At 52.9% G+C, this 18,758-nt stretch carries 19 protein-coding genes; 8 read left to right on the top strand and 11 right to left on the bottom strand.

The annotated features are described in order from the left end of the window. Window positions 1-77 precede the first annotated feature (77 nt). Window positions 78-422: a hypothetical protein gene (locus CX651_RS02175; RefSeq protein WP_198552039.1), complete on the bottom strand. Its 345-nt coding sequence runs from the start codon at window positions 420-422 to the stop codon at window positions 78-80. Window positions 423-740: 318 nt separating this feature from the next. Here CX651_RS02175 and CX651_RS20225 point away from each other — a divergent pair, with 318 nt between their 5' ends. Continuing rightward, window positions 741-1,283 carry a type II secretion system protein gene (locus tag CX651_RS20225; RefSeq protein ID WP_101053142.1) on the top strand — a complete coding sequence of 181 codons (543 nt, stop codon included), beginning with the start codon at window positions 741-743 and terminating at the stop codon, window positions 1,281-1,283. Here the strand turns inward: CX651_RS20225 and CX651_RS02185 are convergent. Next, window positions 1,280-2,149 carry an AraC family transcriptional regulator gene (locus CX651_RS02185; protein WP_101053144.1) on the bottom strand — a complete coding sequence of 290 codons (870 nt, stop codon included), beginning with the start codon at window positions 2,147-2,149 and terminating at the stop codon, window positions 1,280-1,282. The two genes, CX651_RS20225 and CX651_RS02185, sit on opposite strands and share 4 nt — an antisense overlap. 193 nt (window positions 2,150-2,342) lie before the next feature. Between CX651_RS02185 and CX651_RS02190 the strand changes: the two genes are divergently transcribed. Further along, on the top strand, window positions 2,343-3,500 hold the full coding sequence (locus tag CX651_RS02190; protein WP_101053146.1) for an iron-containing alcohol dehydrogenase: 1,158 nt from the start codon (window positions 2,343-2,345) through the stop codon (window positions 3,498-3,500). A gap of 205 nt (window positions 3,501-3,705) precedes the next feature. On the opposite strand, the gene rpoH is transcribed toward CX651_RS02190, so the two are convergent. From rpoH to ftsY, 4 genes are all read right to left on the bottom strand, one after another. Continuing rightward, window positions 3,706-4,563 carry an RNA polymerase sigma factor RpoH gene (gene rpoH, locus CX651_RS02195; protein WP_028780766.1) on the bottom strand — a complete coding sequence of 286 codons (858 nt, stop codon included), beginning with the start codon at window positions 4,561-4,563 and terminating at the stop codon, window positions 3,706-3,708. A gap of 171 nt (window positions 4,564-4,734) precedes the next feature. Next, window positions 4,735-5,700, bottom strand: a complete 966-nt coding sequence (gene ftsX, locus CX651_RS02200; protein WP_101053148.1) for a permease-like cell division protein FtsX — start codon at window positions 5,698-5,700, stop codon at window positions 4,735-4,737. Window positions 5,701-5,703: 3 nt separating this feature from the next. After that, window positions 5,704-6,396: a cell division ATP-binding protein FtsE gene (ftsE, locus tag CX651_RS02205; protein ID WP_025012145.1), complete on the bottom strand. Its 693-nt coding sequence runs from the start codon at window positions 6,394-6,396 to the stop codon at window positions 5,704-5,706. Window positions 6,397-6,399: 3 nt separating this feature from the next. Beyond that, window positions 6,400-8,145, bottom strand: coding sequence for a signal recognition particle-docking protein FtsY (gene ftsY, locus CX651_RS02210; protein WP_101053150.1), 1,746 nt, complete (start codon window positions 8,143-8,145; stop codon window positions 6,400-6,402). Between the two features lie 225 nt (window positions 8,146-8,370). Here ftsY and rsmD point away from each other — a divergent pair, with 225 nt between their 5' ends. Further along, window positions 8,371-8,958 carry a 16S rRNA (guanine(966)-N(2))-methyltransferase RsmD gene (gene rsmD, locus CX651_RS02215; protein WP_025888876.1) on the top strand — a complete coding sequence of 196 codons (588 nt, stop codon included), beginning with the start codon at window positions 8,371-8,373 and terminating at the stop codon, window positions 8,956-8,958. Beyond that, complete coding sequence (locus CX651_RS02220) at window positions 8,955-9,257, top strand: DUF1145 domain-containing protein (RefSeq protein ID WP_044735467.1); 303 nt, start codon at window positions 8,955-8,957, stop codon at window positions 9,255-9,257. Before rsmD ends, CX651_RS02220 begins: the two co-directional genes overlap by 4 nt. Here the strand turns inward: CX651_RS02220 and CX651_RS02225 are convergent. Genes CX651_RS02225 through CX651_RS02235 form a run of 3 tightly spaced genes read right to left on the bottom strand, consistent with a single transcriptional unit; the run spans window position 9,248 to window position 10,835 of the window. Then, the gene (locus CX651_RS02225) at window positions 9,248-9,730 is read right to left on the bottom strand and encodes a hypothetical protein (protein WP_101053152.1); all 483 of its coding nucleotides are present in this window, start codon (window positions 9,728-9,730) and stop codon (window positions 9,248-9,250) included. The genes CX651_RS02220 and CX651_RS02225 overlap by 10 nt on opposite strands. A 47-nt stretch (window positions 9,731-9,777) precedes the next feature. Further along, window positions 9,778-10,113, bottom strand: a complete 336-nt coding sequence (locus CX651_RS02230; protein ID WP_037436274.1) for a DUF4870 domain-containing protein — start codon at window positions 10,111-10,113, stop codon at window positions 9,778-9,780. 17 nt (window positions 10,114-10,130) lie between these two features. After that, window positions 10,131-10,835: an MOSC domain-containing protein gene (locus CX651_RS02235; protein WP_101053154.1), complete on the bottom strand. Its 705-nt coding sequence runs from the start codon at window positions 10,833-10,835 to the stop codon at window positions 10,131-10,133. Window positions 10,836-10,982: 147 nt separating this feature from the next. On the opposite strand from CX651_RS02235, the gene CX651_RS02240 reads away from it, so the two are divergent. The 3 genes from CX651_RS02240 (at window position 10,983) to CX651_RS02250 (ending at window position 14,201) form a co-directional block, all read left to right on the top strand. Continuing rightward, window positions 10,983-11,771, top strand: coding sequence for a MipA/OmpV family protein (locus CX651_RS02240; RefSeq protein ID WP_157822657.1), 789 nt, complete (start codon window positions 10,983-10,985; stop codon window positions 11,769-11,771). 427 nt (window positions 11,772-12,198) lie between these two features. Next, window positions 12,199-12,894, top strand: coding sequence for a response regulator (locus tag CX651_RS02245; RefSeq protein WP_101053158.1), 696 nt, complete (start codon window positions 12,199-12,201; stop codon window positions 12,892-12,894). Continuing rightward, a complete protein-coding gene (locus CX651_RS02250) occupies window positions 12,894-14,201 on the top strand; it encodes an ATP-binding protein (protein WP_101053160.1) in 1,308 nt (435 codons plus the stop codon). Before CX651_RS02245 ends, CX651_RS02250 begins: the two co-directional genes overlap by 1 nt. 214 nt (window positions 14,202-14,415) lie before the next feature. On the opposite strand, the gene CX651_RS02255 is transcribed toward CX651_RS02250, so the two are convergent. Beyond that, window positions 14,416-15,624: a multidrug effflux MFS transporter gene (locus CX651_RS02255; RefSeq protein WP_101053162.1), complete on the bottom strand. Its 1,209-nt coding sequence runs from the start codon at window positions 15,622-15,624 to the stop codon at window positions 14,416-14,418. 113 nt (window positions 15,625-15,737) lie between these two features. Here CX651_RS02255 and CX651_RS02260 point away from each other — a divergent pair, with 113 nt between their 5' ends. Next, a complete protein-coding gene (locus CX651_RS02260; RefSeq protein ID WP_025888907.1) occupies window positions 15,738-16,697 on the top strand; it encodes a LysR family transcriptional regulator in 960 nt (319 codons plus the stop codon). A 24-nt stretch (window positions 16,698-16,721) separates the two neighbouring features. On the opposite strand, the gene CX651_RS02265 is transcribed toward CX651_RS02260, so the two are convergent. Further along, the gene (locus CX651_RS02265) at window positions 16,722-18,593 is read right to left on the bottom strand and encodes a methyl-accepting chemotaxis protein (protein ID WP_101053164.1); all 1,872 of its coding nucleotides are present in this window, start codon (window positions 18,591-18,593) and stop codon (window positions 16,722-16,724) included. Between the last annotated feature and the right edge of the window lie 165 nt (window positions 18,594-18,758).

Raw genomic sequence — 18,758 nt, forward strand, 5'->3', positions numbered from 1 at the left:
ACCTTTGAAGACAGACCCCGGCCTTGGCCTGGGTTTGTCTTTTCTGAGATGATTGCCAAAACCGCTAACCCAGCAGTTCAGCCTTTATTCTTGATGGTCCAATAGGCGGCGTTGACACCATCTTCACGAAACTCGATATCCACCGGGTACTCACGCTCACAACCTTCTACTATCCAGCGTTCATGCCAGTAGCGCTCACCGACTTCGCCTTTGGGCATCGCCAGCACAAAGGCAAAAAACTGCTCCGGCACCTCGCAGCCGCGGCGAGCCACTTCGGCGGCCACGCCCGGCATAGCATCCTTGAGCAGAGTTTCATTGGCTAAAGTGCCTTGCTGAACTATCTCCTCAGAGAAGTATTCCCCTTCGGCCGCGGCTACCGGCAGTGACACCAGCAAGCCACACAAGATCCCAATCCATTTCATCTGCTTTCCTCCCTGATAGTTTCAGTATCAATATTAGCCCGTCATCCCGCCACAGGCTCAACCAGCCTAGTAGAAGATGGGTCTGCTTTAGGTCGCCGGAGTGTGAACAAAGCTGTAGTTTCATGTAAAACAATATCTTAAGCTTTAATGTCTTTGGATTTATGCACCGAGGCAAAATACCATTAAGGAATCCATGGCAGCGACCTTCCCTATATCCACTGCCACTCTCAGCTTGCCAGACGTCAGAGGCTTGGCTAGACTGCCGCATCGGCGACGATTCAGTTGGCAATATCTCTATTCTATAAACCGGGCGATGTAATGAAAGCAAAGCAGTATCAGGGCTTTACCCTAATTGAACTTGTAGTGGTGATTATTATCCTCGGGATCCTGGCAGTGGTGGCCGCACCCAAGTTCCTCAATCTGCGCGACGACGCCACAGAGCAGGTACTTAAAGGCCAGTATGCCGCCTTTGAATCTGCGGTGAAACTCTATCACAGTGGCTATCTGGCCAAAGGATATCAGGGCGCCATCGACAACCTCGCCAGCTTTGGTGATGGCAGTGTTGATTCCAGTGCCAACGGCTGGCCCTATGCCACAGCAGGCAAAGACACCCATATTTTCGACGCCTGCGAACAGTTGTGGCATGGCCTCACAGATACCGACCTCAGCATCGCCTATGTGGAAGATGCCAATCTGCCTACAACCACTGTCGACGTGGCCTATACCTATAAGCAAACGCCCAATACCTGTATCTACCGCTCAGTGTATTTTATCCAGCAAAATGAAGAGACACTGATCATGGAATATCTGCCGGATACGGGTGAGGTCTCGGTTAGCAAAACCTTCTGGAGTCAGCCTTAAAGCCTGGCTGTTTCCCCCGGACTCTGGTCAAAGTAACGCTTGAACTCCCGACTGAATTGGGCCGGGCTCTCATAGCCCACTTCCAGTGCCGCTTCCTTCACCTTGAGGCGCTGTCTTTGCAGTAGCTCTTTGGCCTTATTGAGGCGGATCTTCTTCAAGTACTGAATGGGCGATGAGGCGGTTACCTCCTTGAAACAGCGATGAAATGCCGAGGGACTCATGTTGACCAACTCGGCCAGCTGCTCTACCTCCACACTTTCACGATAGTTCTGGTGCAGATATTTGAGCGCCTTCTCTACCCGGGATAAACGGGTATGACTGAGCGCCAGCGCATATAAAGGCGCCGCATTGTCGGAAGCCAACACCCGAAACAGCAACTCCTGCACCATGGCCTTACCCAAGATCTCGGCTTCCAACGGCGACTGCAGAGCCAGCAGCAAACGCTCGACACAGCAAAGCATATCTTCGCTGTTGGCGGCAACAAAGAAGCCGCTCTGACGGGCATCATCGAGATCCTTGGGCATCTTGTGGTGTTGATCCATCATGCGGATCAACTGGTTCAGTTGCTGCAGATCTATATCCACCATGAGTACCAATACCGGTTCTTCCTCGGAAGCAAAGGTTTCACACTCCACCGGCATAGGCACTGTCATCACCAAGGTGTTCTGCGGATCATAGTCGTAGATCTTATCTTCGAGATAGACACGTTTACGCCCCTGGCCGACTATCATGATCCCTTGGGAATAACACATGGGGCCACGGCTGCCATAGGCCGAACTGCGAAACAGATGCACCCCTGGCAGGCTGGTGCTGTTGACCCCTTCATGCACCGCCAGGGCCGCCATTAAAGCTGCAATATCACTCATAACACTCTCCAATCATCAGGGTTTTGATACTAGCACCATCACAGAAAAAAGCATCAAAATAGCCAAATTTAAGCCCCTATTAACCAAACCAGGCAGGAATAGGCATAAACGCTCCAGCAATGTGTATTTCAATCCAAGCTGAGAGGACTAAGATGGCAACCATAGTTTTTCGGCTGTAGAAGAGAGATATATCATGCTCAATTTCGACTATCGCAACCCTACCCACATAGTATTTGGTAAAGACAGACTGGCAGAACTGGACCAACTGGTACCGGCCAATGCCAGAGTGCTGGTGACTTACGGCGGTGGCAGTGTCAAACGCTTCGGCACCCTGGACAAGGTCATAACCGCGCTGGGCGACCGTGTTGTATTTGAATTCGGCGGCATTGAAGCCAACCCCAAATACGACACCCTGGCCAGGGCTGCCGAGCTGGCGCGGCGCGAATCCATCGACTTTCTGTTGGCCGTCGGTGGCGGTTCAGTGATGGACGGCACCAAGTTTATTGCCCTGGCGGCAAAATTCGATGGCGACAGCAGCAGCTTGCTGCATCACGGTTTCAACCCGGTTCCTGTGACAGAGGTACTGCCTGTCGGTACAGTGGCGACACTGCCGGCTACAGGCTCAGAAATGAATGCTTTTGCCGTGGTCAGTCATCAGGGTGGCAAGTTCCCTGTAACTCATCCACAGAGTTTCCCGGTATTCTCCGTGCTGGATCCCAGCCTGACCTTCAGTTTGCCGAAGATCCAGGTCGCCAACGGCGTAGTCGACTCTTTCGTGCACGTGGTCGAGCAATACGTCACCTTCCCCGTGGATGCCAGAGTTCAGGACAGAATGGCCGAAGGCATACTGAAGACCCTGATTGAAGTGGGCCCTGTCACCGTGGCCGAGCCGGAGAACTATAATGCCCGCGCCAACCTGGTGTGGAGTGCCACCTCGGCGCTCAACGGTATGATAGGCTGCGGCGTACCGGCAGACTGGACCACTCATATGATAGGCCACGAACTGACCGCCATGTTCGGCATAGATCATGCGCAAACGCTGGCCGTAGTCCTGCCCTCTGTATGGCGGGTGCGCAAGGAACGGAAACGCGCCAAGCTGCTGCAATATGCCGAGCGGGTTTGGGATATCACTTCGGGTGATGAAGACAGCCGTATCGAGCAAGCCATTGCAGCCACTCAGGCCTTCTTTGAACAGGTCGGCCTCAAGACTCGCCTGCGCGACTATGATGTGCCGCAAGAGCGTATCGCCGACGTTGTTGCCGCACTGGAAGCTCACGGCATGACGGCCTTGTCTGAAACCGGCGATCTTGGTCTGGACAGCAGCCGTGAAATCCTTGAGCTTGCCTGGTGACCGACCGATAAGACTGAACTTTGAGTCAGTGAATTAACCCACTCAGCTAAATCAAAAATCAGCAAAAGGTGCGAGAAATACCGAGATTATCCAGGTACAAAACGTCTGGATAATACTTTAAACGCCCGTCAAGAAAGCATAATGCCGTTCACTTGAGGTGAACGGCATTCATTAGCAATCAAAACAACACACTAAATAAGTTAGGTTATACGTCCATACAAGCCTTGAGCTTGTTCATGGCGTTTTTCTCCAACTGGCGGATCCGCTCGGCAGACACCTGATAGGTATCGGCCAATTCCTGCAGTGTGGTCTTTTCATCGTCCAACCAACGGGCCCGCAGAATATGCTGGCTGCGCTCATCCAAGGTCTTGATGGCAGACAACAGCTTGTTCTGGGCATTGGATTCCCAGTTGTCATTTTCTACCTGAGCCGCCAAGTCGGAAGAGTGGTCTTCCAGATAAAGCGCCGGGGCAAAGTCATGATCATCATCGTGATCATTGGTCAGGTCGAAGGCCGGATCCTGCGCCGCCATCCGCGACTCCATCTCGGTCACATCCTGTTTGGATACGCCAAGATTTTCGGCCACCATGGTGACTTCTTCATCGCTGAACCAACCCAGACGTTTCTTGGCCTTACGCAGGTTGAAGAACAATTTACGCTGTGCCTTGGTGGTGGCAACTTTAACTATGCGCCAGTTCTTCAGCACATATTCATGAATTTCTGCCTTGATCCAGTGCACGGCGAAAGACACCAAACGCACACCCACATCAGGGTCGAAGCGCTTGACCGCCTTCATCAGGCCTATGTTGCCTTCCTGGATCAGATCTGCCTGAGGCAGACCATAACCCGCATAGCCGCGGGCAATATGCACCACAAAACGTAAGTGCGACATAATCAGTTGCTTAGCCGCCTGCAGATCACCGGTTTCCTGCAAACGCTTCGCCAGCTCATACTCCTGCTCGGCGTCCAGCATGGTCATGCTGTTTACCGAATGGATATAGGCCTCGAGACTGCTGCTCCCTTGGGGAACCATCAGTGCCATTGATTGCGTTTGATCAGTCATTCACGCTCCTGTTTCTTACTGCTTTGATGCTCATTTCGGGTCGAAAAAAATGCTGATGAGCCGATGCACTATCGGTCAATTGACATATATTGTCAACGCCGTATCCAACACCCGGGGTTATTTTTACCCCGAAAATAGGACAATGCAAGTGAAGATAAGTTCATTTTTACATCAGTGAGGCTCTATGGCTCGCAGGTGTTGGCGCACCGACAGGAAAGACCCCAGCCAGCCCAAAAATGACGCCAGTGCCATCATCTGCAGCAGCTCGACAAAACTCAGGGACTGCATCTCAAGTTGGCTGCCATATAGGCCCAAAAGCGAGGCCAGCGCTCCATCCAGATACCAGACCAAGAGGTTGATTATCACCCAGGCGAGCATACCGCCGATAACACCATACCAGATGCCGGTATAGAGAAAAGGCCGTTGAATAAAGGCTTCTGTGGCCCCGACCAGCTTCATGACCTCAATTTCACTGCGCCGATTCATGATAGCCAGGCGAATCGTGTTGCCTATGACCAGCACCACTGCCAGGATCAGCAGCGCCGCCAACGCCAGCACAGTACGTTCCAACAAGCGCACCAGCGCCTGTAAGCGCTCCAGCCACTCGATATCCAGACGGCCAAAGCTCACCTCTGGCTCACGCTCCAGCTTGGTCAAAAGCTCTCTGGCGCCTGTTGGGCTGGAATACTTTTCGGTGGGGATCACGCTGATCACCGCCGGCAAAGGGTTGCTTTCCAGATAGGAGAGCGCCTCGCCGAAACCAGACAGCTGTTGGAACTCCGCCAGTGCCTCGTCACGATTGATATAGTCGACCTCATCGATTTCCGGGTAGACCTTAATCCGCGCCAGCAGGCTCTGAATACTCTGCTCTGAGCGGTTCCCCTCGATAAACAAGGAGATCTGTGCCGCGCTGTTCCAGGATTGGGTAATGGTCTCGGCATTTTTTACCAGCACCTGCAAGGCGGCCGGCAAACTCAGGCTGACCCCCAGCACTGCCATAGTCATCAGCGATGAGATAGGGTTGCGCCACAACTCACCCATGCTGGCCATGGCATGCTGTATATGGCGGATAAAGAACATCACTATCCGGCCGGAAAGCGGGAGTTTACTGCGGGTCAATGAAGGCTGGGCAGACATAGCTTATTCCTTAGCGCTCATGGGGCTGGTCCCCAGTTCTTCACCACCTATCATCCGTCCCTGCTTCAGGGTTAGGGTGCGGTATTTCATTCTGGCGATAAGACCGAGATCATGGGTGGCAATCAACACGCTGGTGCCCGCATCATTGAAGGTTTCAAACAGCCTGAGAATATCCATGGATAGCTTGGGGTCCAGGTTACCGGTCGGTTCATCGGCCAGCAATAGAGGGGGTTTGTTGACTATCGCCCTGGCAATGCCTACCCGCTGCTGCTCACCGCCCGAAAGCATGATGGGATTATGGCGCTCTTTACCATAGAGCCCCACCATATCCAGAGCACCGGCTACCCGCTTGCGGATCTCCCCCAGGGTAAAACCTTCGATAACCAAGGGCAGCGCCACATTGTCAAACACGCTGCGGTCCATCAATAGATGGTGGCTTTGGAAGATCATCCCGATATCGCGGCGCAGATAAGGCACATGGCCGCGCTTGATACCGGCGATATCATGACCGTTGATCCATACCCGGCCGGCACTGGCGCGCTCGATAACAGTGATCAATTTGAGCAAGGTACTCTTACCGGCTCCGGAATGTCCGGTAAGAAAGGCCATTTCGCCCCGCTGAAGATGAAAACTCACATCAGACAGTGCCTTTTGGCCCCCGGCGTAAATTTTGCTGACCTGCTCAAATCGAATCATATATCAATTATCCGTCTTCTCCTGACTGAACAGGGCTTCGATAAAGTCTTTGGCATTGAAGGTACGCAGATCGTCTATCTGCTCTCCCACGCCTATGTAACGAATAGGAATACCAAATTTATCGGCAATGGCAAAGATAACTCCGCCTTTGGCTGTGCCATCCAGCTTGCTGATACTGATACCGGTAACCCCGACTGCTTCCTGGAACAGTTGCGCCTGACTGATGGCATTCTGACCCGTACAGGCATCCAGGGTCAGCATCACTTCATGGGGAGCGTCCGGATCCAGTTTCTTCATCACCCGAACCACTTTCTTCAGCTCTTCCATCAGATGGCTCTTGTTCTGCAATCGACCTGCGGTATCGGCAATCAACACATCGATATTTCTGGCCTTGGCAGCCTGCAAGGCATCAAACAGCACAGAGGCGCTATCGGCACCTGTATGCTGGGCAATCACAGGAATATCGTTGCGCTGGCCCCAAACCTGCAGCTGCTCAACCGCAGCCGCGCGGAAGGTATCACCGGCTGCCAGCATGACAGACTTGCCTTCGCGCTGATACTGTTTGGCCAGCTTGCCTATGGTGGTGGTCTTGCCAACGCCGTTGACACCCACCATTAAAATAACGAAAGGCCCGGCGGCATTGTCCGGCACCAGAGGCGCACTCACAGGCTCCAGCGTCGCCAGCATCTCCTGCTGCAGCAATTCATATAAGGCTTCGGCATCCTTGAGCTGCTTGCGTGAAGCATGATCTGTCAGGCTGGAGATCAACCGACTGGTGGTTTCCACCCCAACGTCGGCAATAAGCAGTTGCTCTTCCAGCTCTTCAAACAGGTCATCATCAATCTTTTTACCACGAAACAGCCCGATAAAACCGCTACCGATATTTTCGCTGGTGCGCATCAGCCCCCGCTTGAGGCGGGCAAAGAAGCCCTCTTTAACAGGTTTTGCCTGTGGCTCAGGTTGAGCTTCTTCCTCGGCAACCTGTTCAGCCTGGGCTTTTTCAGCGGCCAAACGTTCAGCTTCGGCTTGCTCTGCCTGCGCCTTTTCAGCAGCAATACGCTCGGCTTCTGCCTGTTCTGCCTGCGCCTTTTCAGCTGCCAGACGCTCGGCTTCTGCCTGTTCAGCCTGCGCCTTTTCAGCAGCAATACGCTCGGCTTCTGCCTGTTCAGCCTGTGCCTTTTCAGCTGCCAGACGCTCGGCTTCTGCCTGTTCTGCCTGTGCCTTTTCAGCCGCCAAACGTTCAGCTTCGGCTTGCTCTGCCTGTGCCTTTTCGGCCGCAATACGCTCGGCTTCAGCTTGCTCGGCCTGCGCCTTTTCGGCAGCAATACGCTCGGCTTCAGCTTGTTCTGCCTGTGCCTTTTCGGCAGCAATACGCTCGGCTTCAGCTTGTGCCTTTTCGGCAGCAATACGCTCGGCTTCTGCCTGTTCTGCCTGTGCCTTTTCGGCAGCAATACGTTCGGCTTCTGCTTGTTCAGCTTGTGCCTTTTCGGCAGCAATACGCTCGGCTTCTGCCTGCTCGGCTTGTGCCTTTTCAGCTGCCAGACGTGCTGCTTCTACCTGCTCGGCTTGTGCCTTTTCAGCCGCCAGACGATCAGCTTCGGCTTGTTCGGCCTGCGCTTTTTCAGCAGCTAAACGTTCGGCCTCTGCCGCGGCTTCTGCGGCTTGTTGTTCGGCGAGTTTGGCCGCCTGCTCGGCTTCGTCGTTGCGTTTGTCTTTACGAAACCAGGAAAAAAAACCTTTCTTTGCCATCAGTGCTACCAGTGCTCAACATCGTGGGGGATCTTCAGGAGCCGGGCTCCCGCTTGAGGTCGCAACTATTTCCCTGGAGCAACGGGGCCTGTTACTGGCATTCCCGAGCGATAAAGGGCTTTAGCTTCATCTCACCTTTTCGGCTGAGTTTGTTATAAAATAGCGACGCTTTTAAGGTGGCATAGTCTACCACTTTCTTTCTTCAGGCAAAATCACGGGGGCAAGATGGCCAAAAATAGACCGGGCAGCGGTCAGGTTCGTATTATCGCAGGCCAATGGCGCTCGAGAAAATTACCCATCCAAGATCTGGAAGGGCTGAGGCCAACCACAGACAGAGTGCGGGAAACCCTATTTAACTGGCTGGCAGGAGAACTCAGCGGCAGCTCGGTATTGGACTGTTTCGGTGGCAGTGGTGCTCTGGCATTGGAAGCCCTGTCTCGCTATGCCGCTTTTGCCAGAGTCTATGAGCTGCAAAAAACTGCCGCTCAGCAACTGCAGCAGAATCTGCAAACCCTAAAATGCGATAGTGCCGAGGTCATTAACGGCGATGTATTGGCCGGTTTGGCGCGCCCTGCCGATCGCCGTTTCGATATCGTGTTTATCGATCCCCCTTTTCGCAAGGGGCTGGCCGAGCAAACCCTAACCCTGCTGGCCCGGCATCAATGGCTCAACCCAGGCGCCCTTATCTATCTCGAAGTGGAATCAGAATTGCAGCAGTTGCCGATACCGGCTGACTGGGAAGCATTGAAAGAGAAGCAGGCCGGCCAGGTCAGCTACCGCCTGTATCGCTTCCCGGGAGGAGTAGAGTCATGAAAGCCGTATTAGTGTTGGGAAAACTGGCGACCCTATTGGCCTGGGTGTTGATGTTTTTCAACCTGTTCAGCCCGTTTGAAGGTAATATCGGCGTGATACTCACCATACTTCTCGGGGTAACCGCCATGATGCATGGGCTGCAGGTGCTGATATTTCACACGATATTTTGTCAGTTGTTGCCGCTCAAGGCAAAAGACTATCTCAACGCCTTTCTATTCGGGGTGTTTGCCTTGCTGGATTACCGCCAACGAGCGCTGAGTCAACTGGCTGCAGAAACCTCGGCAAACACTCAGGATTGAGGCGGCAAAGGCGCCTCTTTACCCTTGGCCAATATTTCCAGAATTTGCTGCAAATGCTGGCTCAAAGCATCAGCCTCAGCTGCCGCAAACCTTTGCTTAAGGGATGCATCGAGTTGAGTCGCCAGCTCAGCCTTCACAGCAGAGAGAGCTGGTTGGTTCTCTTCAACCTGTAACTTGGCAATGCTGAGAGCCAACAACTTAAGCTCAGGCAACAACTCTATTTGCTTCAATGGTGCCAATAAACCTGGGTCGTCATCACTGAGTCGTTGATCCAGAGTCATCAGCAGTTGGTCGACCCGCGCCAACGTCTGCTCTCCGCGCTGATACAGAGGGGTTATGGCAACATCATTGGCAAAGCCAGTGAGTTGATAGAGGGTCACGCTCAGCGTCAGCACGATTAACAACAGCGGCAGTGACAACCCGAACACCAGACCGACCCAAAAGTTATTGATACCGGATAAAAAGGCTCGCATTGCTCCTCCGCTGTCTGCAACAAGGCCATCCAATGGATGGCCCGGGATCATAGGAATTTGATTGCCAAGGGGTACTTGTATTCCACCCCCTCACTGGCCTTGACCGCTGCGACTATGGTCACCACCACATCGAAAATCGCCAGTACAGCCACCAGCACCAAACCTATGCCAACAAAGATCAGGATCAGGCTGATGATGGTGTAAATGATCATACTGATTTTGAAGTTCAGGCAATTACGGCCGCAAACATCGACAAATTCAAACTCTTCCCGTTTCATCAACCAAACGATCAACGGCCCCAAGATAGTGCCGAAAGGGATCAGGTAACCGGCAAAACTCGCCAGGTGCACCAACATTCCCATGTCTCTTTCCTGCTTTTCCATGCTGTTTCCTAACTTTTTCAGTTCAAAGCCAAACTATCCGGGCCATAGAGGCGCATCTGCCAGTCTTCTATGCTGCCCCGCTCCAGTCGGCGCTGCAAGCTGCCAACCCAACTGGCCGCCAAACCTTCACAGCTGAGCAGCCTGTCATAGGCGGCCGCATCAAATTCGGGGCGAAAATACAGCTTCATCGCCTCGGCGACACTGATATCGGTACGCCTTTGTTTCAGTATCAGGGCATCCTGACAGCTTATGATGCCAGGCTTAAGCACCCGATAGAACCAACCTGACATACCTGTTTGCTGCATGGCAAGGGCAAAGTCCCTCTGACCATATTGGTGATTGAGCTTAAAACAGGGTGAACGTGGTTGGGTGACCTGCAGCTCGACTTCGCCAAAGCTGAGGATATCGCCGATATGAATATCTGCCTCGGTCAGGCCAACACTGCTGATGTTTTCTCCCATGGCCGGAGCATCCTGCCCCGCGGTTATCAGCCCCATGCGCCGGTAGTGGCCATAGTGCTCGCGAGGGAAATGATGCAGTACCCTATCCGGGCCACCATGATGTTTGGGATCCGCCTGGGCATCACCCGCAACCCTGTCGCCGAAAACCTCCAGTGTCTCCATCCGAGACTTGTTATCTATCCCGCTTGCCAGCTTGTCCCTGAATGTCAGTTTATCACCGGCATACAGCCCAGAAATCTTGTCAATCAAACACTTGGTCACGTTACGTCTCCCTTCGGGTGCCAAAGCCCGATCATACTCCAAGCTTACGGGACAGATCACGGACATTTCCATACAAAGCGGCACTATTGTATGGCCGCAGCGCCGAGGACAATGCCCTGGATTTCTTATGTATTCAGGAGAAGTAATATGAAAGCATTCAGATTCAGCGCCCTGGCCCTCATTGGCGCTGCAGTAAGCAATGCCGCCTTGGCGGACAACACTGACGTTTATATCCGTAATGGCCAGATTTACAGCCATGAAAACAGTTTCTTTGTCTCTGCCGGTGCCTATCAGGGCAGCGAACTCTATCAAGGCGTCGATTCCAAGCTGCGTCCCTTTGGCAACCTGGGTTATAACGGCAAGGACTTCAACGCCTCACTGGCCAATATCAACTACCGCTTCTTCGGTAATGATAAAGATCTGTTCAACCTGAGTCTGTATCTGGGTAGTCCTGGTATTGCCTTGAAAGGCTCAGACGCTGCAGCGCTTGGAGGCATCCATGAACGTAAGCTGAGTGGCGATCTGGGTATCAATCTGGATACCCAACTGGGATTCGGTACTCTGTCCACCTCGGTACAACATGACGTAACCAACAGATACAACGGCTTTATCGGCCAGGTCCGTTACGCCGTACCACTAAACCTGGGCTGGGGCACTGTCGTTCCCTACGCCGGCGTCAGCTACTTAAGCCGTGACTTTACCCAATACTACTTCGGAGTCAGCAAGGCTGAAGCCAATAAGCAGCATAAGGACTACCAACCGGGCAAAGCCTTCACCTACAACGCAGGTTATAAGCTGATTGTGCCTCTGAGTGAACATCTCGAACTCAGCCAAAGCAGCAACTTCAACTACCTGGATTCCGCCATTGCCGACTCGCCGATTGTCGATGGCAAACAACAGTGGAACGCCAACCTGGCACTGACTTATTACTTCTGAATCTGAGGTCATTGGATGAAATCGCTTAAAAACCTCTTTCTTACCATAGGTTTAGCCATAGTAGTCAGTGGCTGTGCGACCCATTATGACACCCAGAAATTTTCCTGGGATCTCGACAAAGACTTAACGAGAACTCAGGTGGACTCAAATACTTGGTGGAATAACTACGTTAACAACCATAACGACAAATACATAATGGCGGCACTCTGTCAGAAACACCGCTACTCCCAGTACTGCAAAAGTTAATTTATAGCGATCTATAACTTGGATTTTCGGCTGGCTATATTTTCAATACTGTCAGCTGCATTACTGGATGTTCGTGGGTAAAGGGGTGACCAAGTCCCCCTTTTATGTCAATTGAGCTGTCACTTATGTAACCGGAGTGATAATTTTGCTTTATCTAAACCCGCATGCTTATCGGCAGGAAATGGCAAACACTCGCATAACACTCGTAGAAGACGATAATAAGATCAGTGACCTTCTGACAAATTATCTCAGAAACCAACATTTTGATGTAGAGCGAATAAACGATGGTAGTTGCGCAGGACAACTTATCCTCGAGCGTCAGCCTGAACTGGTGATCCTGGATCTTATGTTGCCGGGAAGCGATGGCTTGAGTATTTGCCGTGAAATCCGCGCCCAATACCAAGGCAAGATACTGATCCTGACCGCCAGTGAGGACGACATGGATCAGGTGGCCGCGCTGGAGATGGGCGCCGATGATTTTGTCAATAAACCAATCCAACCCAGAGTACTGCTGGCCAGGATCCGCATGTTGCTGAGACGTCAGGAAAATGTGCCAACGGAAAGCAATCGCGAACGCCAGTTCGGAGAACTCTACCTGGATAATGCCCGCAAGCTTTGCACCATCAGTCAAACAGAAGTCAACCTCACCACTGCCGAATTTGACCTGCTATGGCTGCTGAGCTCACATCCGGATGAAATACTGTCACGAGAGTATCTGGTCAAAGAAACCCGCGGCATAGAGTACGACGGAATAGACCGCAGTATAGATAACAAAGTAGTGATTTTAAGAAAGAAATTAGGTGACAACCCCAGCTTGCCGCGCAAGATAATCACGGTAAGAGGCAAGGGTTATCTATTTGTACCGGATAGGTGGTAATGAAACGGCTGTTTATCTTCTCCTACCTGGTGCTGGTGTTTCTGTTTTTCACCTGCTTCATTTTTGTCTTTCAACTGGACTTCTTTTCCTCCGATGAGTGGGAAGCCGACTATCAGGATCGCTCCTATATATCACTGAGCCAGTTGTTATCGGATATTTCGGCGGCCGAGGGCGTTGCCAGTGCCGAGTCATCACTTCAACAAGTACTAGGCAACCTGCACAAACAGCTGAGGGTCATCTCGCTGGACTCGGATGAGCTGTCGGCTGACGAAAAACAGCGCCTGAGAGAAAACCAGCGTTATATCAAAGATGTGGAAGAGGATATCTCCTACATCATGTTCCAAGGCTCAGACAAGGTGTATGCCATCAGCCGCGATGAGTCCGCACCCTTCTGGCAGGAATACTACTTCAAAGAATCCATTGCTTTCTGGGTGCTGTTTCCGGTACTGGCTTTTATCAACTTTGTGCTGCTCTACCTATTGGCCCGGCGTCTGCGCCGCTTGGAGCGGGTTCACAACGCCTTTGCCAATGGTAATTTCAAAGTTAGAGCCAAAACAGGTGTTTGGCACAAAGTGGGGCACCTGAACCAATCCTTCAACCAGATGGCTGACAAGATAGCCAAACTCATCGACAGCAACAAACAACTCACCAATGCCGTAGCCCATGAAGTGCGTACACCTATATTCAGGATCCGTTGCAATCTGGACATGCTGGACGATTCAGGCGTTCGCCCGGAGCAAATGCCCTATCTGGAAGGCATACATCAGGATCTGGATGAACTTGGCACCATGGTGGACGAATTGTTGCATTACGCCAAGATGGAACGGCGTCAGGCGCCATTGCAATTGAGCTGCCAATCATTGAATACCTCGCTACAAGAGCTGATTGCCCACCTGCAGTTTGAAACCGATATCGCCCTTGAACTCACCACCACAGAACCACTGGAGGCCCTGGTAGACCTGCGCCTCTGGCACAGAGCAATCAGTAATATCATCCGCAACGGCTACCGTTATGCCAGCCAAAGCGTCAGCATAAAGCTGAGCGGCGACACTGACAGAATCAGGCTGCATATTGCCAACGATGGCCCGGGGATCCGGGATGAAGACAAACAGCGCATTTTTGATCCCTTTGTTCGCATCGACAAGTCACGGGATCGCGACAGCGGCGGTCACGGCCTGGGACTGGCCATCAGCGCCCAGATCATTCGCCAACATGGCGGAGACATCACCATTAGCGACACCGCAAACGGCGGCCCAAGTTTCGATATCTGGTTACCTAAACCGACAACAAGCTGCCAAAACAGATAAAAAAAGCCCCGTTAAAAAACGGGGCACCAGCAAATCAGTGGGGAATCAGCGAGTGAATCACCGCGCCATAAAGAAGACTCGCAATCGAGATTAAGCCCATCACATGACAAGCTTGTTACTCTAATAAGACATTGGTATGAAAATAAAAAATGCCCGCTGCAGCGGTCAACTGCAACGGGCCAAGGGTGAAACCTTAATCTGTTGAAACTAAAGCTCAGTGATGCGCACACTGTTGCTCCTGATGCCAAGCATTAAAACGGCTCTGGGCCATGACCAGCAGCAGCACCATAGACAGGCTGCCCATCACCAAAGTCACGGCAAATGGCGCACCGAGGTCGGTTTGCTGCACCAGACCGGCCAGCAAAGAAGCGCCGCTCATCTGAATGAAACCAAGCAAGGCCGCCGCAGTACCGGCGCGCTCACCGAAGGCCGCCAACGCCATACTGGTTGCCGGACCCAGCAGGAAGGCAAAGCCGACACACAGCAACATCATGGGCAACATAAAGCTCATGGCGGCAGCCATACCTTGCTGAGGACCATAGATCTGCAGTACAGGTTGTATGGCGGCAGAAGCCAGCAACAACCAGAGCGAAAACACAACAGTCGTGCGATTTCCAAGGCGTTTGGTGACCACTGGCGCAGCAAAACAGGCAATAATATTCACCAAGGCGTTAAGGCCAAACAGGCCACTGAATGCCAGTTCTGACATACCCAGATGATCAATCAGCCACACAGGAGCGTAGGACACATAACTCAATATTGAGGCCATACCCGCCATGCAGCAGAAGGCATAAAACAGGAAGTGGCGTTCGGCCAATACAGGCTGATAACGGCCCCAACGGTACAGCGGCCCACTGCTGACGGTATTCTGCGGCCGGGTTTCTGGAAAACGCAGGCTCACCAGCAGCAGGATCACCAAGCCGTAAACAGCCATCAGCCCAAAGGTAGAGCGCCAACCGAAGTGCATCGCCATCACGCCGCCAATCGTTGGTGCCAGTGCGGGGATGACGCAAATCGCACCGTTGAGATAGCTGTAGATGCGGGTACTTTCAGCCGGTGTGTAACAGTCACGCACCGCGCTAAACACCACAATAGAAGTGGAGCAAGCTGCCAACCCCTGCAATACCCTGGCAATCTGTAACCATTCGAACTCCATGGCAACCACAGCCAACAGCGCACTGAGCACATAGAGAGCAATTCCTCCCAATGCCACAGGCCTGCGGCCAAATCTGTCTGCCAAGGGGCCTATGAGGATCTGTCCCACCCCCATGGCGAACAGGAAAAGCACCAGAGTCGACTGGACTTCGCCGGCACTGACGCCATATTCACTGGCCATGGTTGGCAGAGAAGGCAGATAAATATCGATGGCCAGCGGGCTTAGCAGCACCATGGCCATCAGCATAGGCAGGAGTCTTTTTGCCATAGGTTGTCGTTCAATCCTGAGTGAAAACTGAGATGGGGCACATTCTAATGAACTGGTGGTATGAAAAGAAATGATATAATCTCACAACATAATTTCCTCTGAGGAATATCAGGGTGAATCTGGATAACCTGGCCCGTATCGACCTCAACCTGTTGGTCATGTTGCAGGTGCTGCTGGAAGAGCGCAGCGTGACCCGCGCCGCCAATCGGCTGCACCTGAGTCAATCTGCATTGAGCAAGAGTCTCAACCGTCTGCGCGACATGTTGGGCGATCCTCTGTTTCAGCGCACCGCTCACGGTCTCAAACCGACAGCGCACGCCGAACAGTTAGCACAACATCTACCTATCGCCTTACAAAGTTTGCATCAACTGACCCAACCTCCCGTGTTTACCCCGGCCAGCAGCAACCGGCAGTTTTCGCTCACCATGGTAGAAAGCGCCTATGAAACTCTGCTGCCCAGTTTTATCGGTCGCTTGCTCAGCAACGCCCCCAATGTCAGGCTCGACTCCTACGTCTGGACCGAAAAATCCATGCAGGCACTGCAGCAAGGGCAGATAGATTTGGGTATTTCGGGAAGGGATCTGCAGCCCAGCTCCAGCTTTCACTTCAGCCAGTTGCCGGAAGGGATCCTGTATCAAACTCTATTTCAGGATCATCAAGTGTGTCTGGTACGCGAAGGACACCCGGCGCTGCAAGCTCAAAAGAACAAAGTCTGGGATCTGGCGGCCTACCTGGCGCTACCCCATGTACAGGTGCGTTGTGAGGGTAATGATTGGTGGGCGCTGGACTACTTTCTGGCGGATCTCGGTCATCATCGCCGCCTCAGTGCTACAGTGCCCGACTTCTACGGTGCTGCCAGTATTTGCGCTCACAGTGACTTGGTATTTACCCTGCCCTCCAGTTTTGCACTGCACGCCTGCAAGCTTTACTCGCTGCAGCAATTGCCGCTGCCGATAGACTTTATGCCCATGGCTTATGTGTTGCTCTGGCATGAGCGCAATAACGACGACCCCGGCCACCGCTGGATGCGGCAGCTGATAGGTGACAGCATGAGCAGTAAAAAAACCGCCTGAGCAGCGGTCTTGGGTTAAATGTGATTAGAGCACGAAGGTCGCAACCTTGGCATTGAGGTCGGTCGCACGCACCTTGAGCGCCTTGGCGTGCTCTAGGTCGTCCATGGCGGTGGCGGTGATCTCATCGGTAACGTCCTTGATGGCCGTGGTGTTTTGGGTAATCTCTCCCGTTACCTGAGTCTGCTCTTCCGCCGCCGTGGCTATCTGCCCCGCCATATCGGATATCTGCGCCACAGCAATAGCTATCTCTTCCAGCGCCTTGCTGGCCTCTTCGGCATCGCCGACACTGCGACCTGCCATCTGGCGACTGTTTTCCATGGAGGCAACCGCCCTGGCAGTGGTATGCTGCAAAGCCTCTATGGTGTCGTGGATTTCGGAGGCCGATTCCTGAGTACGCTGAGACAGAACCCTCACTTCATCGGCCACCACGGCAAAACCGCGCCCTTGTTCACCGGCACGGGCAGCCTCGATGGCGGCGTTCAACGCCAACAGATTGGTCTGTTCGGCCACCCCTTGAATTGCGGTGAGAATACCGCTGATAGCCTGGGCATGACGATTGAGCTCATTGATCACTTCGGTGGTTTGGCCGACTTCCTCGGCCAATGAATGTATCGAGTTTCGGGTCTGCAGTACCAAACTCTTACCCTGCTGCGAGCTGCAGGAAGATTGCTGCGCTGCAGTAGCGGTCAACTCGGCGTTGGCAGCAATCTCCTGGGTGGCACTGGCCATTTCAGTAACTGCGGTCGCCACCATGGTCACTTCCTGCTGCTGCCTTTGCAGCTCAGCAACCGAGCTCTGGGTGGTGTTCAACCCCCGCTCAGCATCCAGATCCAGTTCGGCCGCCAACTGACGTATATGGCTTATCAGCTGATGCTGGGCCGAGACAAAGCGGTTGAAGTTGTCGGCCAGCTCGGCCACTTCATCATTGCTGTCGACCGTGATCCTTTGGGTCAGATCGCCATTGCCGTCGGCAATCCGTGCCAGCGCCTGGGATACCCGCCCAAGGGGAGCCAACAAGAGTCCGAGAAACCAAGAGATAGCCGCCGTACTCACCAGCAGCACAAGCGCCGCCAAACCAACCTGGGTCCAAAGCAATTTGCCGAGCGGTGCTTCAAGTGTCGCCTTGTCCAGCAGCAGCAAGAGCTGCCAGTCGGTATCCGGAATAGCCGTTGCCCAAACAAGTTTGTTCCGACCATCGGCATCAAAATACAGGGATTGCAACTGCGCCGTTTTTTGAATATTGGCCAAAATGCCCGCACCGAGATCATCATCAATTTCGGCAACCGGACGCATCGCCTTGCTGCCATCCTTATAAGCGATTACGGTACCGTCGTTATGCATCATGATGGCAAAACCAGCAGCCGGGATCGCCATGCTGTTAACCTCAGCCACCAGAGTATCAATTGCCAAGTCGCCACCTATCACCCCTTTGGCGGTTGGCTGCGCCAAAGAGATCACCTGAATACCATAGCCGCTGTCGATATAGGGTTTGGTGATAATGGCCCGGCCTTTAGCCATGGCGTCCTGATACCAGGGACGACTGCGGGGATCGTAATGACTGTTGTCCACATTGGGGTCGGCATCCTGCATTTTGCCATCATTGCCACCGAAGTAGACAGACTCCAACTTGCCGGCTGCACGGGCCTGCTGCAGTGCAGGTACAAAGTCATCACTTATGTATTCCTGCAAGGATGAAACCACGTTGGTGCGAATCGCCAACCACTCGGTGACCCGCTGAGCCTGCATCTCACCAATACGCATTAACTCTTGCTGACTGGCTTGCAGCAATTGTGTTTTCTGAGTGCTGTAGCTTTGCCAGGAAAGCAGCACCACGATCAGAGTCAATGCCAGTGCCACACACACCAGCAACTTGTGTTTCAATGAGCGGAGTTTCATCTTCAGCGGGGTCCGATATTTGAGAAAAGGCAACAGCCATAGGCGCGGTACGATTTGGTCGAAATGATTACATATTCTGTCGCTGCAGTTGAGAGTTAGTTCACAATCATTTGAAAAACCAGCCTAAGCTGCAACAAAAAACACTTTTCAAGTATTAAATCACAG

The organism is Shewanella chilikensis (genome assembly GCF_002836945.1).
GTDB lineage: Bacteria > Pseudomonadota > Gammaproteobacteria > Enterobacterales > Shewanellaceae > Shewanella > Shewanella chilikensis.